General features: G+C 43.8%; 8 protein-coding genes and 1 pseudogene. 6 read left to right on the forward strand and 3 right to left on the reverse strand.

The features are described 5' to 3' along the window. Positions 1 to 257: 257 nt before the first annotated feature. Positions 258 to 494 carry a 50S ribosomal protein L28 gene (gene rpmB, locus AACL30_RS10185; RefSeq protein WP_006707879.1) on the forward strand — a complete coding sequence of 79 codons (237 nt, stop codon included), beginning with the start codon at positions 258 to 260 and terminating at the stop codon, positions 492 to 494. 11 nt (positions 495 to 505) lie between these two features. Further along, the gene (rpmG, locus tag AACL30_RS10190; protein WP_176488349.1) at positions 506 to 673 is read left to right on the forward strand and encodes a 50S ribosomal protein L33; all 168 of its coding nucleotides are present in this window, start codon (positions 506 to 508) and stop codon (positions 671 to 673) included. A 74-nt stretch (positions 674 to 747) separates the two neighbouring features. Here rpmG and AACL30_RS10195 read toward each other — a convergent pair. After that, a pseudogene (locus tag AACL30_RS10195) lies at positions 748 to 1,050 on the reverse strand (IS630 transposase-related protein); the annotation flags it as partial. Between the two features lie 232 nt (positions 1,051 to 1,282). Here AACL30_RS10195 and AACL30_RS10200 point away from each other — a divergent pair. Next, complete coding sequence (locus AACL30_RS10200; protein WP_339056576.1) at positions 1,283 to 2,026, forward strand: LuxR family transcriptional regulator; 744 nt, start codon at positions 1,283 to 1,285, stop codon at positions 2,024 to 2,026. Between the two features lie 105 nt (positions 2,027 to 2,131). On the opposite strand, the gene AACL30_RS10205 is transcribed toward AACL30_RS10200, so the two are convergent. Next, positions 2,132 to 2,737, reverse strand: coding sequence for an acyl-homoserine-lactone synthase (locus AACL30_RS10205; RefSeq protein WP_339056577.1), 606 nt, complete (start codon positions 2,735 to 2,737; stop codon positions 2,132 to 2,134). Positions 2,738 to 3,587: 850 nt separating this feature from the next. Here AACL30_RS10205 and AACL30_RS10210 point away from each other — a divergent pair. From AACL30_RS10210 to istB, 3 genes are all read left to right on the forward strand, one after another. Then, positions 3,588 to 13,376, forward strand: coding sequence for a VCBS repeat-containing protein (locus AACL30_RS10210; RefSeq protein WP_339056578.1), 9,789 nt, complete (start codon positions 3,588 to 3,590; stop codon positions 13,374 to 13,376). Positions 13,377 to 13,451: 75 nt separating this feature from the next. Next, complete coding sequence (gene istA / locus AACL30_RS10215; protein WP_339056344.1) at positions 13,452 to 14,630, forward strand: IS21 family transposase; 1,179 nt, start codon at positions 13,452 to 13,454, stop codon at positions 14,628 to 14,630. After that, positions 14,627 to 15,424 (forward strand): IS21-like element helper ATPase IstB, encoded by a 798-nt coding sequence (istB, locus tag AACL30_RS10220; RefSeq protein ID WP_339058365.1) that lies wholly within the window; start codon positions 14,627 to 14,629, stop codon positions 15,422 to 15,424. Before istA ends, istB begins: the two co-directional genes overlap by 4 nt. 34 nt (positions 15,425 to 15,458) lie before the next feature. Here the strand turns inward: istB and AACL30_RS10225 are convergent, their stop codons facing one another. Then, a complete protein-coding gene (locus tag AACL30_RS10225; RefSeq protein WP_339056572.1) occupies positions 15,459 to 21,605 on the reverse strand; it encodes a TcdA/TcdB catalytic glycosyltransferase domain-containing protein in 6,147 nt (2,048 codons plus the stop codon). Between the last annotated feature and the right edge of the window lie 18 nt (positions 21,606 to 21,623).

The following is a 21,623-nucleotide window of genomic DNA, read 5'->3' on the forward strand; positions in this document are numbered from 1 at the left end:
AAAGACTGTGGGTATAAATACACCTTGGCTGGCTTTAACGGTTCAGGACTTGAGCACTTACATTGCAAGGCGTATAATGCCCCTCTTTTGAGCGCCTCATTTGTTTAAATGAGGGGGGATTTGGCATAAAAGTCTTTTTTCAGTGGATATTTTTTGCTGGTAGCAGTTTCTTATCTGATTTTATCCGGAGTGCCGTAAAACCTCGGCCATGTCCTATATGAAGCTCGCGCTGATTTGATTTTTTGGAGAAAATAGATATGTCCCGAATTTGTCCGGTTAGTGGCAAACGCGCAATGCGTGGTAATAAACGCTCTCATGCGATGAACGCAACTAAACGAAGTTTTAATGTAAATCTACAAAGCCACCGTTTTTGGGACACAGAAAAAGGACGTTTTGTAAAACTACGTATATCTACCAAAGCTATGCGTACCATTGATAAACACGGTATCGAAAAGGTACTGAAGACACTTGACGCTAAAGGCGTAAAGTATTGAGGAATTGAATCATGGCTAAAAGCAGTAGCGAAAAAATTAAGCTGGTTTCTTCTGCCGGTACGGGTCATTTCTATACGACTACAAAAAATAAACGTACCTGCCCAGATAAATTTGAATTCAAAAAATTTGATCCAGTCATTCGTAAACACGTTCTATACAAAGAAGCTAAAATTAAATAATTTTGGTGGATTAAAACACCTAGCTTTGATTGAGTTGATAAAATAACCACCCATGCCCTGCGACGATAAGTCGGCAGGGTTTTTTTATAGGTGACGCCAAGGTTTTTCAGTGCTTGCCAAATGGTTTTCTGGCACACGCCAAAACGTGCCGCCCGTTCCCGTTGGTAAGCATCGAGATAAAGCTCAACATCCTTGGCTAACGCCTCTTTGTCAAGCTTACGCCGACGGGGGAAAAAAGGTTTAACCTCGATACGACTGAGCCAACGGGTGATGGAAGCTGAACCAATGTGGAAACAGTTAGCTATCTCTCTTATGCTCAAGTTTTCTTTTTCTCGAATACTCAGGATTTTACAACGAAGATCGATTGAGTAGCTCATCTCTAACTACCTAGTGAAAAATTTAGTTTTATATTGCAATCAAAATTAATTCGTTATGATATATGTCTATGCTCATCGATCTCAGGCTCTGGCCGCCTAGCTGTGAGTAATATAATATTTTCCTGATGAGCCTGGATTGTTTATACTGACTATATTAAAGTATAGCATTTGACAGTTCTGCAATTGCTATCATGTATTTTTTCTTTTCATTATTTTTTAAAAAGGAGCAAAGGTGATTTCTAATTTTTTTCAGAATGAAGAAATTAATAATGATATAAAGAAATTTTTAGAAGAAAATTTATCAAAAAAAAAGGACTGTAAATTCGGGTATTTCATAATAAACAAAAGAAATTTAAATGAAATTTGCATTATAAATAATTATCCTGAGTGGTTTGATTTGTATGTAAAATGTAACCATCAGATGGTAGATCCTGTCGTGATTAAATCTTTATCCAGAGTAAAATGTTTTTCCTGGGATGAGGACATTTCGATTTCATCAAAACTAACTTTACCAGGAGTTATGACGCATGCAAAAGAATACTGTATTCATAATGGCTATACATTTATATTGCATGACTGTAAAAATAATCTTGCACTACTATCCATTTTCAATAATTACCTTCTGGAATCCGAAAGAGAAATTTTATTAAATAAAGAAAAACTACTTTTTTTGTTAATGGAAGCACACCAGAGGATGCTATCTGAGTATGATAGTCGTGGAGGGACTTGTAAAGTTGGTAGTAGAGGTAGTATTTGTATAACGAAGAAAGAAAATGACATTCTTTATTGGGCTTCCATAGGAAAAACCTATAAAGAAATTTCAATAATTACAGGAATTAAGGATTGTACTGTTAAATTCCATATGGGTAATATAGTTCAAAAATTAGGCGCAGTTAATGCAAAACATGCTATACGATTAGCTTCTGATTTAAAATTAGTCGTATTCCCTGCTGACAAATACAATGAAATAAGGTGAGTATATAGACATAATAGGAGAGAAGGGTGTCAAAAACAGAAATTTATACAAAATATAAGATAGGCCAGATAATTTGTAATAAAATTAGTGGCCTTTCTGAGACTGTTAAAAGTTTAATACATGAGTTATTTTTAATTTTAATTTTTCCCTTAATGGGATAATTGTATTTTCACTTGTTGGCATTATTATTAAATATATATTCTCATTTTTTTCTGATATACCTTTTTGCTGTATTTCTATCTTCCATCCTGATTTTATCAGGATGTTTAGCAGTTGTTCGGTAACTACCGCATATATTCCTTCGTATCCTGAATTTTTTGCAAAGATTTGCATATTCAAAAAAAACATCAAACTAATTGGATAACTACTGATTCCAATATTAAAAACTCTATCTTTGTCTATAAAAATACGAGTTACTTCAATGTAGTTTCCTTCAAGGATTTTCATTTTATTGAAGTATTTATAAAATATTCCAACACACATATTGTGATGTTTCATATCTATAAACCTACAGCCACAAATTATTTTATCTTCTACTTTGCCAAGAAGATATGAGGTATTTTCGTTATCATATTCATCAAATTCCATTCCATCTTTACATGCGACCAACCAGTTTAATCTGTCTTTAAATATTTTTTTTCTAAGACAGAAAAAATCTTTAAGGTCTTTATCCTGCATTTCATTGTAACTATTTGATATAAATTTAATCATAGCAATTAACCATCTGTGTCGAATCGGGAATTGGAAATGCAAAATTTAGCACTGTATTTGAGATAGTACACCAGTAAAAAACATACCCCTCAGATAAAGCAGAGCTTCTGTGTGGTTCACATAACCATTTATCAGCATCCATTCTGTTATATCCAGAGAACGGGTTAACATTTTAAAAATAATTATATCAGTCGTAGTTAGTAGCTACAATCAAATACAGGTCGATATACAAGGCTACCCCCTCAAGTCCTAATCACCACTACCTTTTTTCCTATCTGTTGATTATTTTACGTGCAAATAAAAAATTATTACCACGGAGCAAAAAAATATATAAACAATTGCGGTAAATAAATTTATAGTTATTAAATTTTCTTTTTGGTTATTTATTTTTTTGACATCTGAAATATGAAATAATATTTTAAATTAACTTATAATAATAGTAAAGTAAGGCATGATAAGTTAATGATAGACGCACAATACTATTTAATGAAAATAATAAATTTTAATAATAAATCCAAATTAGTTTAGGTTATATTTTTTTGATTAATCTTTCTCTAAATGCTAGATCGCTGGTAGGTAATATTGCTCGTACCTTAGAGCCTATTCGAAATCTTCTTTGAAATGTGCTCAATTGATGAAAAAACGTGCTAGTACAAACAAGAGATCTCTAATAGTCTCTTAGGCATTCAGTTCCCTTTTTAAACCTATTTCAGATTAAATAAAATTAATCTTCACACTATATAAGGATGGATGTTGAAAGTGTGTGTACCCTTCACCCTGGTTGCCTAGCAGCAACTTGAAGGACTATGGGTATAATCGTACGCAAGCGGAATGCATTCACAGATAAATTATGAAAAAAGCGTTGGCTTCTTTTTTAGGAATAAAAGTAAAAAAAGATAAAAATGGGTTAGTTGCAGAGAGCAGCACCGAAAGTGGGTACAGTAACAGTCTGGTGGAAGCCATACCAGAAGCCGGCTCGAGCAGTATGGTAATGGTTGATGAAAATAGAGCTAAATTTGTCGCTATCTTTACTGATATTTTGCTAGATCCGCAACAGCTCGGTTCCAATGCAGAAATCCTCACCAGTCTGTTGCCTGATTACCCACAGATAAAGGAAGTGGCAAAGTTACTCTTCACCGAAAAGCAAGAAACCGTAGAACACCTTCGGACTCAGCTTAACGGTATCATCTCGTCTTTCATTGTGCCGCGTATCAACGAGGAACACCTGCAAGAGCTGATAAGGCAAGTCAGCGTGGAGGGAGAATTTGATGAAGCAGCCATCAGAAGCCAATCCGCTGAAGTCATTCGTAGCGCATTTAAAACATGGCTGAATCGGTCTCCTCTTCCTCTGCAAATAGTACGCAAAGAGAGCACTTGGCACATCAACCGGTGTTTGACGCAACAAGATATTGGTAGCCTGGTTGTACTCCCGATCAGAAGCGGAAAAACCTTACTGGCACGGGTGGTCTTTGAGAATGAACAATTTCGTTTAAAATTATCTGGTGTTAACCAGGAGGAATATTTAACCACCGCAACCTTACAGCCCCCTTTGTTAACGACGCCATACCCCATAGAAATGATCAAAAATGGACAAAAAGAGCCGATATCCAGAGTTGGGCACACATTGGATCTTGCGTTAGCAACGGATGTAACTGCCTTTTCAATAACAGCCAAGGTTATCGAAATGGAAAGCGTTGTGGGGAAAAATCCGTTAATACGATTGGAAATACCCTACCTATTCGATAATCAGCAAGCCTCGTTACCTGCCCATGTTGCTATCTTACAAAATGGCAAAGAAATCTATGGGGAAGTGATTTATCAATTTCCCGATAAATCTGAATTCTATCCCTTGGCACCGGTCGCTCATAGCGAGGAAACAACGCTATCTGCTACACAACAAATTACAGAGCAGTTACAACTGGACGCGATTTCAACCCGTCTGCACATAAAATCTGCCGTTATCCGCAAGATTTTACAGCGTCCTGTTGATAGCGCGACAATAGCCATACTGATCGCAGCTTTGCAGCCTCAGGCTCCCACAGTGCCAACATTGATTGATTCAATTAACTTAATGAGTTTGAAACAGAGAGAAAGTCTGGCAAAGCTGGTTCATGATATTGTCAGCGATAGTATTCTTATCCGCTCCGATCAACGCTTATTAAACGAGATCCTGGATCAACATGCCGCTGATTTTAATCAACATCAGCGTGCATCGAATCAACAATTTATTGACCAACAGGCCAATAGGATCCTTAAGATATTATTCACCCGTGCGCTCAATGGGTCACTGATCCCCCTTCGTATCAGCCTCTCAAAAGACGGAACCTATTGGCAAACCAATCGTAATTTTACTCGGCAAGACCTTGGTCGCATGGTGCAAGTGACAACAAAAAAAGGTAAAACGGTCTTTGCGCGTATTGAGAGAGATGAAAGAGATGCTGGATTTCCTGATGATAGGGCTCGCTTTGAATTAAAAATTTCAGGCGTTAACGAGGATACTTTTAAAGAGTTGCACGACAGCACGCTAAGAATAAAAAGAGTCCGCTCAGATTTCATAGATCCTGATCACCTCGCCCCCACAGAGGGTGCAGATTATATAAGAATGAGAAAAAGCAATGTAGCAGGAGCCAAAATAGTAACGCAGGAAGAGACATTTACATTTGAATTAACAGAGAGCAGAAGTATCCAGATAGAAGTCGCTTCAATCAGCGACCATGAAAAAAATCCATTGGTACGCTTAAAGATGCCAACCCTATCGGCCGATGAAAAAAAAGGGTTACAACGCAATATTCTCGTGATGCACAACGGAGAAGAGAGCTATGGGCGAGCCATTTACCAGTTTCCAGACGGCAGCGAACTCTCTTTCTGGGATCCGTTGCCTCCCGTTAACCCTGAGCAATCATTAGAGGCAGAGATCAAAAGCCGGCTTGATCTGACTCATTGGATGATAAAATCTCAGGTCCCGTCCATCGTCCAGCAGATCCAAAAGACACTACAGGATCCTGCAACCTTGCTTGGAAAATTACTGCCCAATGCCGATCGTACACAGCAGTTAAGGGTGCAACAATTAATTAACGTTAAACAGCTGCCGCCAAAGATAACACAGCCGCTGTTAGCTAAAATTTATCACCTGATGCAAAACATTATCGCGCCGCTAATCGATACCGGATCCTTAGAAAGGAAAGTGGAACAAAAAGCCCTGCAAGTGAAAGCTTCATACTCACCGGAAGAAAGCGCACGGTTTATTCAGCAACAGGCCACTCAATTTATCGACGGGTTATTAACTTATCCATTCAATTTCTCTCTTTCCCCTTTACAAATCACAATAAAAGAAACGCATTGGCAAGTTAATCGTAATTTTAGCCTCAACGATATAGGGACGATGGTCGCTGTCCCACTACCGAATGAAAAAACGGTATTTGCACGGATAGATTTTAATAGCCAAACACAGCGTTTCATTTTACGTATATCGGGCATCCCAAATTGGGATGATTTTAGCGCTATGATAACAAAATTCCGGCCGCCCTTCGGTGAAGAATATCGGATAGAAATGAGGGAGGGCGTTTCAACAAAAGAGATAAAAACAGTAGGTGACACCTTTACGCTGTTCGATGGCACTCAAGCACAGGTTGTCTCAATAAGTAAAGGCAAGAACCCCTTTGTTACGCTCAAGGTGCCAAAACTTAAAGCGGCTCTGGAAGATACCGGTGCACTACAACGTAATATTTCCATTGATATCAACGGAAGAAAAGACTACGGGCGCGTTATCTACCAATTTTCCGACGGCAGTCAATTGTCTTTCTGGGGCAAGGATCAACAACCTGTTGTTGAGACAATGGCTTCTCTGACTAAACAGCTGCAAATAGAAGCCAACGCGGTTTTAACCCGTTTTCGTGCAGCACTTTGGTCCAAAATCATTGAAGTCATTCGGCCTTCTGATTTCCAGCAAAGCACGCATGTAGCCGTAAATATGCTGGCTGGCATGTTACCCCTTGATATGCCAGCCTCAATATTAGCAAACTCGCGCAGCCTAACTGATTTTTTTCCAGAAGAAACCATCTCGCTGAAAAAGAAGATTAATGAGATAGTCAAAAAGATAATTTTACCCCGGCTAAAGACGGAGCTATTAACCCGTACACTGAATGACTATTTTTTGGATAATAATACAACGCAAGCCGCGCCGCCGGAGCAAGTGTTCATTGACCAAGAAGTGGTTAAAATTGTTAGAAAATTATTCACAAACGCCATGAATGAGCCGCTTGCCCCCCTCCAGATAAAACTCAAAGAGGGAGTTTTACAAGCAAATCGGCATTTTTCCCAAGAAGATATCGGTCGGATGGTGGAATTGCCAAGGGTGGATGGCAACAATCAATTTGCTCAGATAATATATAAAAATGATACATTTAGCTTAAAAGTCTCTGGCGTTGCTTCGATTGTGGATGCCCAACCTCAGGGGAATATTGCGATAAAAGTGCCATTTATAAAAGCGAGTTATCCGGTATTGATGGAAGAAACGCGGCAATCGGCAGTGATAGCACAAGAGGGACAAGCGTTAATGATTGGCATCAACAGACCAAATCAAGACGGTGTTTCAGTAAAAGCAGAGGTTATCTCAATCGGCTCCGAAGAAAATCCGGTCGTGCAGTTGAGGGCGTATCCTCAGACCGAAAGTGATAAAAATGCATTACAACGCATGATTACTGTTCAGCAAAATGGCAAAAAAATCAGCCGGCGGATCCATTACCTCTTTGCCGATGGTACAGAGTCGCCTTCCTGGAACAGTACTGAGCCTGTCGCAACAGCGAGCGCATTAACAGAACAGATCAAAGCGTCTCTACAACTGGATGCTTTTTTAAAGTCTGCCCATACCCATCGGCTCAAGTTGAAAATTCTTGAACAAATTGCAAATATTTTGCAGCCATCGATAGACACTGCTTCCGCAGTGGAGAAACTCACCACGTTATTTCCATTCAACTTACAAATAGTAGCATTACAACCATTACTTCATTCAGGGCGAGTGCCTACGGATCTAAGTGAACAACTAAAATCCCAGATTGACACTATTTTCGGCGAGGTCATCCCATTAAGGTTAACGCAAAGTACGGAAGAGGCATTCAATAACCTGGTGAACCAGCATGAACCTGATTATGCACAATATCACAGCGGGCAGCAGGAACAGCTGATTAACCAACAAGCCAAGGTCATTATTCAACAACTCCTGGTTGCTGCATTAAGTGATGCTGTGCCCCCTCTTCGTATCGAACGGCAAGGAGAAGAGTTAACATTAAATCGACGTTTTACTCAGCAAGACGTTAATAAAATGATTACCGTACCCACGGCGACCGGCAAGCGAGCCTTTGCGCGTATAGCGAGTATGCCAGATGGAAGTTTTGAATTGGTCATATCAGGTGTTGATCGCAACATAGAATTCCCTGATAGCCGGATATCGGTTCCTTTATTAAAGGATTCGTACCGGATAAATACCAGGATAGGCGATATAGTGGGAGTAGTAAATCAGGGAGCAGAGTTTAGCATTGGATTGCAAAACGGGCTCATTATAGCAGCAAGAGCGATTTCACTTGGAGACGAAAACGACCCCCGCGTGCTGATGCAAATCCCTAACCTGTCTATGGATGACAGAAGATCATTACAGCGTAATGTTTTAGTTATCAGAAATGGCGTAGAAACCTATAGCGGGATCCGCTATCAATTTACCGACGGTACCGAATATTCCTTCCCTTATCCGCTTACCACTGAAGAAACACCTGTCCCTGCGGATAGCATGACAAAGCCCATGGAAAAGCAAATTCTAGAAAGCCTCAATCCTGTTTTGCAAAAATTATTAACCCTTTCAGACTCCAAAGATTATAGCCCTGTCAGGCGAGAGAACGTTGCTGGTGGAACAAGCGTGGCTGATAACATCAACCTGGCGGGTGAACAACCGGTACCGCATCACTTTTATGCGCACGAAATAGCAGTGATTGATCCGCAGGACGAAGAAGCCATGACGGCGGCGGGTCGATGGTTAAGAGAAGACCCAGCACATAGGGACATTAGCGATATCAATTACCATCGCTATTCACCGAATGGTAATCCAATGGAAGGAGAGACGACAGCGTCAGCACGTCAAGCGTTGCAACAAAAAATAGTGCCTTTACTGGCTGAACAACAAGTGCGGATACTTTTTTTCGGTGAGAAAGAGGCATTTTCATCGCCCGATACTCCGCAAATGATCAGTCGTTTTATTGATCCACTGTTAACCAATGGGGGTAATGTCACCAATCTACAGGTTGTATTGGGTAAAATTATTTACGGAAACACTCAATCTCATACCGAAGTCGCTATTGATTATACCGCGCCACTTGCTGTTTCTGCTGATGGTGCTATCCAGGTGCAACCGCTTGTGCTACAACCTAGCGTACCTCGTTCAAAAGGTCTGCTCGGTGGAAATAGAGCATATGCTGATCCGCTGGTGGATCGTGCCGATCTCGCTACCCGCCTGCATCGGGTTATCGCGCTAATGGATGCGCTGCATACCAATGCGTTAACCTTCGATACGCTGGATGCTCAGCAACGTCTTGACTTGGCAGATTTTTTTCCTGATGCCGACGGCGCGGTTGATGAAAGGAAGATTGCTCCCTTCATCACTGACGCGCGCCATTTTGCCCTTTGGCATGACAATGTAAAACAGCTGCTGCAATTACCGGATGCTCATGCGCAATTAGCGCATTTGACGGGTGAACAAGCGCTGGTGCGCAGTCAAGAGTCGAACCGGCAGCAAATCAGTGCTATCACGGCATGGAAAGGCGTTGAGGCTGAACATGGCTCCAACGTGCGGCTCGCGCCACAGGCGTTATTTATTGCTGACGCTAGCCGGCACGCACAGACGGCGGCCACGGCCACGGGACTCGCCTGGTTAGATGCACAGGCACAAGGCGGGCTGGCCAGTGAGCGCTATCTTAATGGCCTCAATACTTACGCAACGCTCAATGAACAGCGCGCTGAAGCGCCTCTCTCAGATAATGATGCCAAACAAGTGAAGCAATTTCGTCAGTTGTTTGATGGATTATTGGCTACGCCTGACGATCATCCGACGATTTTTAGCCAACAGCCGTTGCCAGTGACGCACGCTGAAATGGCGCCGGGTCAGTATTTAATAAAAATCGATCATCAGGTACTGACACTCTCTGTCAAAAATAATGGTCACTTTTCTCTCTATCATCCCAATGTGGGGGCGATGCAGATCACGGGGGCGGACGTTGGCCAAAACCGCCAGGCACTTGAGTCTACCTTGCGTGCCCACATCAATTCCTCCACCGAAGTCACTTTGTATAAAGTCGATCTGATTGCTGCCCGTGAACAATTCTCTGGGCTAAAGCAACTACAAACGCTGTTAAGCGATTATAAAACCGAAGCACAACGGCTAGCAGCGGCGCCGGATGTTACCCTGAGCGCGGTGCCGATCCCGGTCGCGGTGCTCAATAAGATGGGGGCGCGCATCGACGGCAAGCCTTTTTCTGTCGATCATCTAAAACGCCTCTCACCGCTACAATTGGCTGAGCAGCTGCGCTTTGATGGCAAAAAATTGGCGCGTTATCTGCACCAGGCGGATTACGGTAGCTTTGAAGCCCAACAAGCGGTGCGTTTCCTGCGGCAGCAAATACCGACGGAAGGCAGCATGGAGAGTCTACTTATCGCCAGTGATAATGCTGCAACCAAGGCCAGTGTGCTGGCGCAGCTGGAGGCGATTCGCCAGCAGGTGACATTCAAGCCTCAGCTGGCGGCGCAAACGGAAACGGTAGGCAGCCAAACGCCGAAGCTGACGTTAGAAATCGCCCCGAGCCTGGGCGATACGCTAAAAAGCGTGCCGATAGCCGGCTCGGCGCGTCTGCAACACTTTACCCGCCGCGCGGGCGGTACCATGCAGGGCTATGGCTACCTGCGTTCACTCAGTGATCTGACCAAATATAACCGGCGACTGCAAAATCAATCCTTAACGCCTGAACAGAGAGAACAATTGACGCAAGAAAGAGATCTGGCGCTGTTTGCCTTAAGCTCCAACATGGCGATTGATCTGACCCAAGAGGGGCTCGGCGTCTGGGGCAGTCGTCTGACCCAGCTGGGGCTGCGGTCAGGGTTCAAACTACAGCTGGCGCGTTTTGGCGGGCCGGCGCTGGGCGTCTTATCCAGCGGTTTTGACTTATACCAGGCCTTCCGTGCCTTCAGTAAGCTCAGCACTACCACCGATCCGACAATGCGCCAAGATTTGATCGTTGAAGGCGCTTTATCGCTCACTGGGGCGCTGGTCAGCATCGGCGTCCCCATCGCGTTTGCGATTGGCGGCACGGCAGCAGCCGTGGCAGGTCCGGTGGGATTGGCCTTCGGCGCGGCGCTGCTATTGGCCGGCGGCATTTATTCTGCCGTACGTGAAGTGGAGGAGATCAAAAAAGTGATCGCGTTAGACGGTTGGGAGACCTTTCAAGCCGGCGTGTTGGCCTTTACCGGGCAAGATCAGACGTATAGTCTGGAAAATCGGCTGGCGGCCTACCAGGTAAAAGCGGCGGCAGAGAAAGCGCTGACCGCCCGACTGAACAAGGCCGCTAAAACCCTATTGCGGGCTAACATCAACATTGAGACGCTGTACCTCAGCCGGGGTGAAGTTACGCTGAAAACAAGAAGCTATCGGCGGTTGGTGGCAACAGATATCTCCGGAGGGGATCACATCCTACGTGATCGCATCCGGTCGACAGAAACACCTTCATCAGAGGCCGAGCAACAAGCAGCGGCCAGCTACGCCGCGCGTCATAGTAGAGGAAACACGGTATTAACCTTCAAACAAAGTGAAGGAAAAACGGCGGTGAGATTGCAACCCTATGATCTAAATTACTATTTGCCTCAAGCGGGGAGCGTCGACGAGGTGGTTGATCTGAATGATGATGCGAATCTTCCGTCAACGGTGCTAAAAAAATCCTTTATCGGGGCGGAGCAGTCGGTAGGCGCCTTTGTGGCGACGGCCGCTCAACCGTTGCCAACGACGGATTTGAATCCCTTACAAAATGATAGCCGCGTGATGCGTATCGATATTAACCATGATGGTCATCCTGATATCGCCTATTATTCTAAGGAAGGGTTCGATGTTGTTAAATCTGATGGTCAAGGCGGTTATAGCGATCAGCGGCGTATCGATAGCGTCGTACCGCTCATCTGGCCAACCCTCAGAACCATGGTAGGGGATATCAACGGCGATGGCTGGGACGATATGGTTGCCGTCGGTGACAGTAGCGAGCCGATGCAGATTTTTTTGGCCAAGCAAGACGGCACCTTTGCCCATAGTGAACAATCATACGGCGTGCGACAGTCGCGTTTAAGTGACGCACCCGCGGTGTTGCTGGACGTGGATAAAGATGGCCGCGCGGATGTGGTGTCATTTACCCGCGGTCTGAGCAGTGGCGATAGCCAGCTAGGCTATGTCAACATCATTTATGGCAAAAAGGTGGAGGCCGATGATACTGCTGCTCAGGCCACCGGTATTTTTGAGCCCCTGCATTCGATGGCACTTGCCACATTATACGGCGCCACCTCGCCGGCGTCGGTGGCGGAATACCTTCATCGGCTGGTTGGCGATATTGATGGCGATGGGGATGACGATATTGTCTCGATGACAAAAACCGGGATGCTCTACACATTATTGAGTAGTGGAAATCGCCTGGCGCCTTTTATCACGAAAGAGGCAAAAGAGCACGAGGGGATAAAAAAGCTATTCGAGTCCGGTAAATTTAATAATGCGCAAATACAGCTGCATGATATGAATGGCGACCAACGCGCTGATTTAGTGGTCATTCAAGACGATGGCAGCTATACCATTGCCGAGGGACAAGCTGACGGCACTTTTGGTACGGAAAAGACAGAAAGTCGCCAGAATCGCTTCGCGCTGCGGGGCGATGCGCAAATAATAGGCATTATTGAAGAAAACGGTGAGAAGTGCTTATTGTCAGTCCGTCCCAGCGGCGAACTGATCCGCGCTCCGTTTCGCCGCCCCTCGGAGGCAGAGTCTATCAACAAAGTGAATATGGGCGGGGGTAACGATACCGTCCTGGGTAAGCGTGACAGAAAAAATGACTTTGACGTCGGTGGCGGCCGCAAACAGTTTACCGGCGGCAGCCAGGCCGACCGTTTTCATCTCTTGGGTCAAGCTGCGCCGGCCACGCCAAGCATTTTGGATGGCGGGAATGAGGTCGGCAGTCATCTGCCTGACCTGAATGATACGGTGATCGCCTCCCGTCGTCCCGCGAATGGCAAAAGCACCCTGCTGGCGATCGATATTGGCCTCGCCGCGTATTTCCGTGAAGATCAGCGCCAACAGGTGATTGATCACTTAGCGCGCATTGCACCGTTATCCGGGCAGGCGCGAGAAGAAGCGATAGCGCAGTTAACGGCGTTGGCGCAGTTTCAGGTGCTGGCGCAGTTAAAAAATATTGAAAATGCCTACGGACAGACTGAAGTTAATGTGGTATTGAGCGGCGATGAAGGTAACAACACCCTCGGCTTAGGGCGCGGGTATGCCGCTGGCGGGAAAGGCACAGACACCTATAACATTCTGCGCAATCAGAGTGTCAGCGCTAATGATAAAAGACCGTAAATTGCTAATTTAATTTGTCCACTCAAGCCAGAATGCAGTTTCCTTTGTGGTGACAAAGCCATGAGGGAAATAAGCATGCTAAGAAGAGAGGACCACTACATGATAAAACAACGCCATCAACAGGGGGCATTTATTGTTGATATTGCCCATCAGATAGGGTGTTCAGAAAAAACGGTGAGACGGCACATTAGCTATCCTGCGCCGCCAACAGCAAAACGCGGTAAAAAACAGGTTGCTAAACTCGAGCCCTTTAAAGACTACATCGATTCAAGGTTGAGTGAACAGGTTTGGAATGCGGCGGTTATTTTTGAGGAAATCCGTGAAAAAGGCTACCGGGGTGGGAGTGCGATGCTCCGACGTTATATACATCCCAAACGTCCGCTCAGGGCCTCGAAAAACACGGTACGCTTTGAAACCCTCCCCGGTTATCAACTTCAACACGATTGGGGAGAAATCATCGTTGAGGTGGCAGGCTCTGCCTGTACGGTTAATTTTGCCGTTAATACGCTCGGTTTTTCGCGTCGCTTTCATGTCTTTGCTGCCCCTAAGCAAGATGCTGAGCACACGTATGAATCGCTGGTTCGCAGCTTCAATTACTTCGGTGGCAGCGTAAAAAATGTCTTGGTAGATAACCAAAAAGCCGCTGTTATCAAACATGGACAAAATGGCCACATCGAGTTCAATGCGGGCTTCCTGCAACTGGCTAATCACTATGGGTTTAGCCCTCGCGCCTGTAAGCCTTATCGACCGCAAACGAAAGGCAAAACCGAACGGATGGTGGGCTATGTTAAACACAATTTTTTCACTCGCTACCGTCAGTTTGAGAGTTTCGCTCATGTTAATCAACTGCTAGCGATGTGGCTGGCGAAAGTGGCAGACCAGCGTCATCTTCGTCAATTCAAGCAGACACCGGAAAATCGTTTTGCTGAGGAAAAAATAGCCTTGATGCCACTCCCTGCGACTGATTTCGATACCAGCTACTTCGACCTACGACAAGTGGCATGGGACAGCTATATCGATGTCAGAGGTAATCGCTATAGCGTGCCTTCATTCTGGTGTGGTCGTGCGGTTAATATTCGTATCGGTTTAGATAATACGCTACGTATTTACGGCGATGAGCAACTGCTCGCGACGCATCTCTTGCAGGAGGTAACGCAGGGCTGGCAAAAGGTGCCAGAACATCATCAAGCCCTTTGGCAACAGGTCAATCGAGTAGCGTCTCGTTCGCTCAGTGTGTATGAGGAGCTACTCTGATGGAAATGGAAAACTTGTTGATACGGTTAAAAATGGATTACCTGGGCGATGCGTTGGAGAGTTTATGTGAAGAAGCCACCAAGAAAGCACTGAACTACCGTGAATTTCTCCAGCAGGCATTAGCCCAGGAATGGAACGGGCGTCACCAAAAAGGCTTGGAATCGCGGTTAAAACAAGCACGTTTGCCGTGGATAAAAACCTTGGAGCAATTTGACTTTACTTTCCAACCAAGTATAGACAGGAAAATTATCCGCGAGCTGGCGGGGCTGAGGTTTGTCGAACATCATGAAAACGTCATTTTGTTAGGCCCACCTGGGGTAGGGAAAACGCATTTGGCGATAGCGCTGGCTGTCAAGGCAGCTACAGCTGGGCATCGGGTATTGTTTATGCCTCTGGATAGACTCTGCTGTACCTTAATGAAGGCAAAGCAAGAAAACCGTCTGGAACGCCAACTTCAGCAACTGTGCTATGCCAGGGTATTAATACTGGATGAAATCGGGTATTTACCGATGAATCGCGAAGAAGCTAGCCTATTTTTCAGGTTATTGAGCCGTCGTTATGAAAAGGCGAGCATCATTCTCACATCAAATAAAAGTTTTACTGATTGGGGGGACGTATTCGGTGATCACATTTTAGCAACTGCGATTTTAGACAGGCTTTTACATCATTCAACCACATTGAATATTAAAGGAGAAAGCTATCGACTCAAAAATAAACGCAAAGCAGGCATGTTGCCTATAAAAACGACTGATATTATCCAGGCGCCTGGAATAGAAACCCAACAGGAAAATTAGCAAAAACTGGACATTTTAAAGTAGCAAAAAGTGGTCAATCTAAAGTAGCGTTGACATCAGGCTCTGTCACACTCCAAAAGTAGTGATTATCTTCTATATACCCTTCGCCTTTGAAGCTGCCGCGTTGTTGGCTGCGGGCATTCGCCGAATCACGTAGTTGTCTACGCTCATCGGTCTCACGCCCTGGCCGCCTAGCGGCAACTTCAAGGGCTGTGGGTATATCCTCTCCCTTAATCGCACTGACCAAGGTGACAAAATATTGCGTATTATTCAAAATTTGGCTATCAATGTTGGCAATGACGTTGCCCATCACGCCATCTAGGCTATTAGCCAGCGGCCATATTAGCCTATTGTTACCTATGGATATCGTCGTGGTCGTCTGTGGCAAAATCAGCTGAGCAATATTGGCATGAGTCGATCTTATTGAAGAAAACTGTGCACCCGCAGATGAGGCTGATGCTTGTTGCGTCATAAAATGATCGAGCGCGGTTAAATTACCCTCGTTAATTAACTTAGTCATCACATCTTGCGGTAACCCCCGCGCTTCAAGCAATGCCAGACTTCCTCTCGTAGATTGAGTATCAATCATATAGATAAGCTGGATCTGCCGACTTATATTGTTTTCTCCATCAATATCGGCAAGATAATAGGTGTAGTTTTGCTGAAATAAAATGCCTTTGCTTAATACATGGGTTTGGACGATTTCTGAGGTGACTGGGGCAGGGCGGCCTATCATGCTTGCTGTACGCTGCGTGGTAACCGGTAAATGAATGGCAGGTAAATACAAATGTCGTAACTTTTTCGTTTGAATATCTGACATCCAAAAAATGTTTTTGTAGATCGTCGGCTCAGGTTGACCATTAGCCCGTTGGAATGTAATAGCAAGATCGCCACGATACCAAGCAGAAGTTTGGTTATGGAAAATCAATACAACATTACTGCGTTGGCTACTATCGTTGAAAATAGTCTGGTCATTATTTGCCGTATAGAGTAATGCAGGTTGGCTGAGTGGGTAAAAATAGTCGTTAATATTTTCAAGTTCATTGGCTGCATTGCCGATATGTCGCTCCCCTTGTTGCCTATAGTTATCGAGGCGAACCCTGTTAATAGCATAACGGTGATGAGTGCGCTGTTGTCGCAAATAGTTTTGTATTGCTATCAATACGCTTGCTTCGTCAATACTTTCTTGTTGGTTTGAGCTGATGTTCAACTCAGTAAAATTAATACGACAAAAAAGCGTTTGCTGTGGTTTCCACTCAATGGCTCCCTGCGGTAGGTTCAGTGTGATTTTCGTTTCTTCACTATTTTTAACACTAATGGTGGTGATGACTTCTGTCATGTATTCGCCTGCCGTTGTCGGTGTACGACAAAAAAATTTCAATAGATGGCCAGCAGGGAATTCGGTACTGTGACTAGATGTCATTTCAATATCATTAATATGGCTAACATCAATTAGCCAATTGACTTGATCGTTAACACAATCGATGGTCATGTTGGCTTGGGCGCGATTCAACACCAAAACCACCCACGCCGCTTTTTGTCGCGGAGCATGAAAATGATAATGGAGATGTTCACTGTATATCGGTGGGTTGATTAGCGGGTTTTCTGGTGATCCTTCATCTACCCCTGGGGCAATCAAGTAATAATGCTGATTACCTAATAAAATATCGATTTTGGTATGAAAATAATGCAATTGAAGTTCACTAGGAACTGAAAAATAAGGTACCCGAGAAAGCGCGGCGGGATATATCATAAATGGAAAATCCGCATCTTTTCTGCTGAAAAAGTGCATTGCTTGAAATTCGCTACCATTATTATTTTGCAATGAAAAACTGAATTTTTCATTCATGATAGGATTAATCCGCGCACGAGGTTGTGTCGGTAATACTAGCGTTTTCATTCCTGCTGCATTAACCGGCAGAGCGAGGGTACGGCGAGTGGTTACTATCTGACGCAGCTGGTATAGATTGATATAGTCACTGGGCGATCTTCCTTGTGCTCTCCTCCTTTTTATCCGTTGTCCTTTGGCATCAAACACCACAGCAAGAGAGGTTGCATTTTGCAGATCGACTTGTGTGATCACCGCCCCTTGGCAAGGGACTAATATTCCTTGGTTTAGGGTAAAACCCGCCTGTCGCCACCCCTTTAGCATACTGGTGAAATAGTTAGCAATAATTTTGGCTTTATCGAGTTTATTCAGGTTTTCCACTACTGTGCTTTGTATGATGTACCCCGTCACGGCCAGCGTGATACCAAGGATAAATAATCCGCTAACCAATAGCGTGCTGCCGAGCAAACAGGCAACCAGACTACCGACAAATAAAGAGAGGCCAATGACTGAAAAACTGAGCTGAGTGGTCGCGAGAATACGTTGCCCTTCGTTTTCAGCTTTACTCAATTCAATAGCGCTGAGAGCGACATCAGAGAGGGTTAATGCTAATCCTACCGGTGTTGCTATAAATTGAAACAAGCGTGTCAGGCCAATATTGCCTTTTCTTAATGCTGCCTGTAGTAAGGCCATATCGTGACTAGTATTAAAAGTTACCTGTGTCATCGCCAGATAAGTATGAAGTTGTAATATTTGAGCCAGCTGCGTATTGCCTGGCACTGTGCTGTCATTTCGCAACCAACTTTGTATCGCCATAATTGCAAACACGGCATTGACACCCATGCCTACCGCTTCGGTATAACCAAAAAATTTATTGCTATAACCTTGAGAGGGGTAAAGACATCCATTAGCGACATTGTAATGCTGATGTAAGATTTCATGCTGTTGTTCTAAAAAACGTTTCATTTCAGCAAATTCATCGTTACGGGTTGTCAGTGTTTGTTCTTGCATAACATTATTATGTAAATAATTAATATTATAATTTTTGTTATTTATATCGTAAGTCATGGCTAATAATAGTGGCATGCATTGATCAGCAGGTAAGTGATTGGATACCAGTAATTCTTGGCTCGCCTGGCTAAAGGTGTCGCATAGTGTTATCGGCATACTGATGGAACGACTCAAAGAGGTAGGTGTTGCGTTATGATAGGCTCGTGTTTGGATAAGGTAGCGCTTTTTAGTGTATTTTTCTGCTAATTTGCTATTCCCAACGCTACTTTTTACCGATTTATTGGTTATTTTTGAATAATAATAAAGGGGCGTATGGTCATTATTACCACTTAAACGGCTGAGTGTACTGTTGATTTTATCGACGGTGTGTCGTATTTTTTCTTGATGGGTTGCTAATTCATCGTCAAGTTGCATGCTTTGCTGAGTGGTGCTATCCAATAATTCTTCGATTTTCCCCAAATAAATACTCGTAATAGGCGCTTTCTTACGCCTATCGCGTTCAATAATGCCGGCGGTATTGGGATCACTAAGATCAAGACAGAATAAATCAAATTCATCACACAAATAGCGTTGTTTGAGGCGCTTAAAAGCGGCTTGCGGATCGGTAAACATTTTTTTTATCCGGGCAGTTAATATTTTTTCTCCCCCCGCCAGTTTCAATCCCGTTAACCAGGTTTTGTAATCATCATGATTTTGAGTTTGCCACAAAGCTTGCTGTAAGGCGGCCATATTAGGCTCATCCCCATTAATAATAATGTTATAACGCGGGTAATGTTCACTCATTCCTGCGATCAATGCCATGCTATCGGCCGCCAATAAAACCGCGCCTTTTTTTAGCTCCTCTGTAATATGGATAGCCGTTGTTTCGTCCACATATCCATTCAGTCTTGTTGTCTGTCCAGCGGTAACTTGCATCAGGTGATCGACACCAAATCGTCCCAAGTAAGAGGTACGCAGTCGTCTGCTGCGCATCGGACTTTTTTCCACCCTTGAGATCCGTTCGCTAACAATAGCGCCATCCTCTTGTTGGGTAAAAATAAGTTTTTTATCGCTTTCTTTTACTAATACCCAATTAATTTGCCATTTACTTTGAGGGGCATTAGGGTTGATAGGCTCGCCTGACCATTTACGACCTAACACATCAACGGCGACTAACTTTTCACGCACACTAATGCTGCCGACCGGTATTGTTGCTGTGGAAAAAGCGCGATAAAGATCGTCTATGAATGCGCCTGGTGGGATATCGATAATCGGTTTTGTCGGTAAGCGCGTTCTCGAAACGCCCGCGGGAGCCGCTTCCGTGATGTAACAGGCGGCTATTGATACACGCTCTACTGTTGAAAATAATCCATTGGCTGTTTTTTTCAATAAGCCTTTATTGATCAGCAAACTCACTATTCTTTTACCGCCCAATGCCTGCATAAAGCGGCCGTGGCCTATCAGAATAATGCGGGTACGGCCGTTAAATTCAAAACTGGGCGCAATGTTCACCGCTATTAACTCATCACTGGTTTGTTGATAACAATAGTGGGCGGTACGACTACGGTTTTTATTGTAAAGATAGCGTGCCATTGGATTCACTGAGGCATCGTCTTGCAGTTGTATAATATATTGACTGTCGTAATGACTGTACTGCGGGAAGACATCGTGCGGCAATTTTAAACCTGGCCCTCGTAAACATGAAAGATAAGCTTCTTCAGTAGCAAAAAAAGCCGGCGTGATAGGAGATAAAATTTTATGTAATGATGATCTTAGATCCCTATCAGGCACCGGTAGCACACCGATATCCTCTAACATTGCAGCATAAGCGTGCTTGTAAGCGGTAACACCGCCAATCTCACGGGTACCAGGGATACGAGCGGTAACGATCCCTTCGGAACGATAAGATAATAAAGAAGCGTTATCACCGAGTAGCAGCCTGTTGGTTTGCAAATCTTGGGCAATGTCACTGCTTATTGTACGTGGAATAGGCTGACTGGGATTCAACCCATCAATATTATGCCTGGCAATCACTGCATGAATTTGCCGCAGATGCGTCAAGACTTGATCAATAAAACGACTGTAAGGCGCTGCTATAATGGCTTTGTTATTGCTATCAGCATAATTATATTGAAAATAAGGATCGACGGTGAATTTGCTCAGTGAGGCGAATAGCGGTTGTCCCCGATCTAGAGTAATGATCACAGCCTCTCTGATCCGTTGTACATCCAGAACGTCGATATCTTGTAATTGATCAAGATAACCGCCACGGTTTTTACTGGCAATAATGGCCTGCCGCGCCGGCATTTCACCACGGGAGGCCAGCTCATCTAAAACAATCCTCATGATAATTTCTTGGTTATATTGCCTGGTCGTATTTATTTTACTTAGCCGAAAGAGCAGCATGTTATGCAAATTGGGTAATAAATCGTTATCAAGATAAATTCCTCCATGCTTTTCTAATATTAATAAGCGACTAATATCAGTAGCGGCGATTAAATTACCTCTTGAGGTGAGTTCTTTAATATACAGTTGATAATCGGGAAGATCCTGCATGAGGTTAAAATCAAGCAGATTGATGTTATTAGGCGAATTTACACCTTGGCGCAATTTTTCTAGATCAGAGTAAAAACTGGCGGCGTTGGCTTCACGGATCTTGGCAAGTTCTCTTGGTTTTGCCAGTCCGTTGGCTTCTAAAAATAGGATCACCGCCTGATCAAAAGAAAATTTTTTATTACCAGGCTGGTTGGCGTCATATTGCGACATGGTTCTGGTGATTTCTTTATATGCCATATCTTGCCAATTGATCAGCTGTGTTTTAAATGCTTCGTTACTTCGGTATTCCGCATTTAATGAATGTCTAATTGCTGCTTCTTCTAAACGTCCACAAAGTTCTCCGGCTAGCAATGTGGTAGCATCGCGCCATATATTGATTTTATATTCTTTGCAATTATGCTGTACCCATAATTTGATATAGTCTATTTGAATCGCTTCTAATTTTCCTACAAACATAAAATGGATTTCCTGCGGCACTGGCTCTGATAATATGGCCACGCGCTGCTGGATAGCTTTAAGCAAATGACTTTGATAAAAGGGATAGTAATTACATTTCTCTATCCAATATAAGATGCTAGTTAGCGCTTCCATTTCCGCTTTTGGCGAGAGGGGGTCGCCTACTTGCTTTGTCATCGGAATATTTTGATTTTTATTTTCTGTTTCTTTTTGCTGCACCACATTTTTTTTACTGCTGGCGAGATATTCCATTAGGGCAGAAGCCAATTCCTCTTCACTGGGTTTAGTTAATATAATGAGATTTTTTTCGAGAAAGTCATTTATCTTTTTTTCGAGTTCTGAATAGGTCATGTTATTTACCATTTTTTT

The sequence above is a fragment of the Candidatus Regiella endosymbiont of Tuberolachnus salignus genome, from assembly GCF_964020115.1.
In the GTDB taxonomy this organism is placed as follows: Bacteria; Pseudomonadota; Gammaproteobacteria; order Enterobacterales; family Enterobacteriaceae; genus Regiella; species Regiella insecticola.

Excerpts from the sequence above, each read along its gene's own strand:
- rpmB (WP_006707879.1), top strand. The coding sequence starts at position 258 with ATGTCCCGAATTTGTCCGGTTAGTGGCAAACGCGCAATGCGTGGTAAT.
- rpmG (WP_176488349.1), top strand. The coding sequence starts at position 506 with ATGGCTAAAAGCAGTAGCGAAAAAATTAAGCTGGTTTCTTCTGCCGGT.
- AACL30_RS10205 (WP_339056577.1), bottom strand. The coding sequence starts at position 2,737 with ATGATTAAATTTATATCAAATAGTTACAATGAAATGCAGGATAAAGAC.
- AACL30_RS10210 (WP_339056578.1), top strand. The coding sequence starts at position 3,588 with ATGAAAAAAGCGTTGGCTTCTTTTTTAGGAATAAAAGTAAAAAAAGAT.
- istA (WP_339056344.1), top strand. The coding sequence starts at position 13,452 with ATGCTAAGAAGAGAGGACCACTACATGATAAAACAACGCCATCAACAG.
- AACL30_RS10225 (WP_339056572.1), bottom strand. The coding sequence starts at position 21,605 with ATGACCTATTCAGAACTCGAAAAAAAGATAAATGACTTTCTCGAAAAA.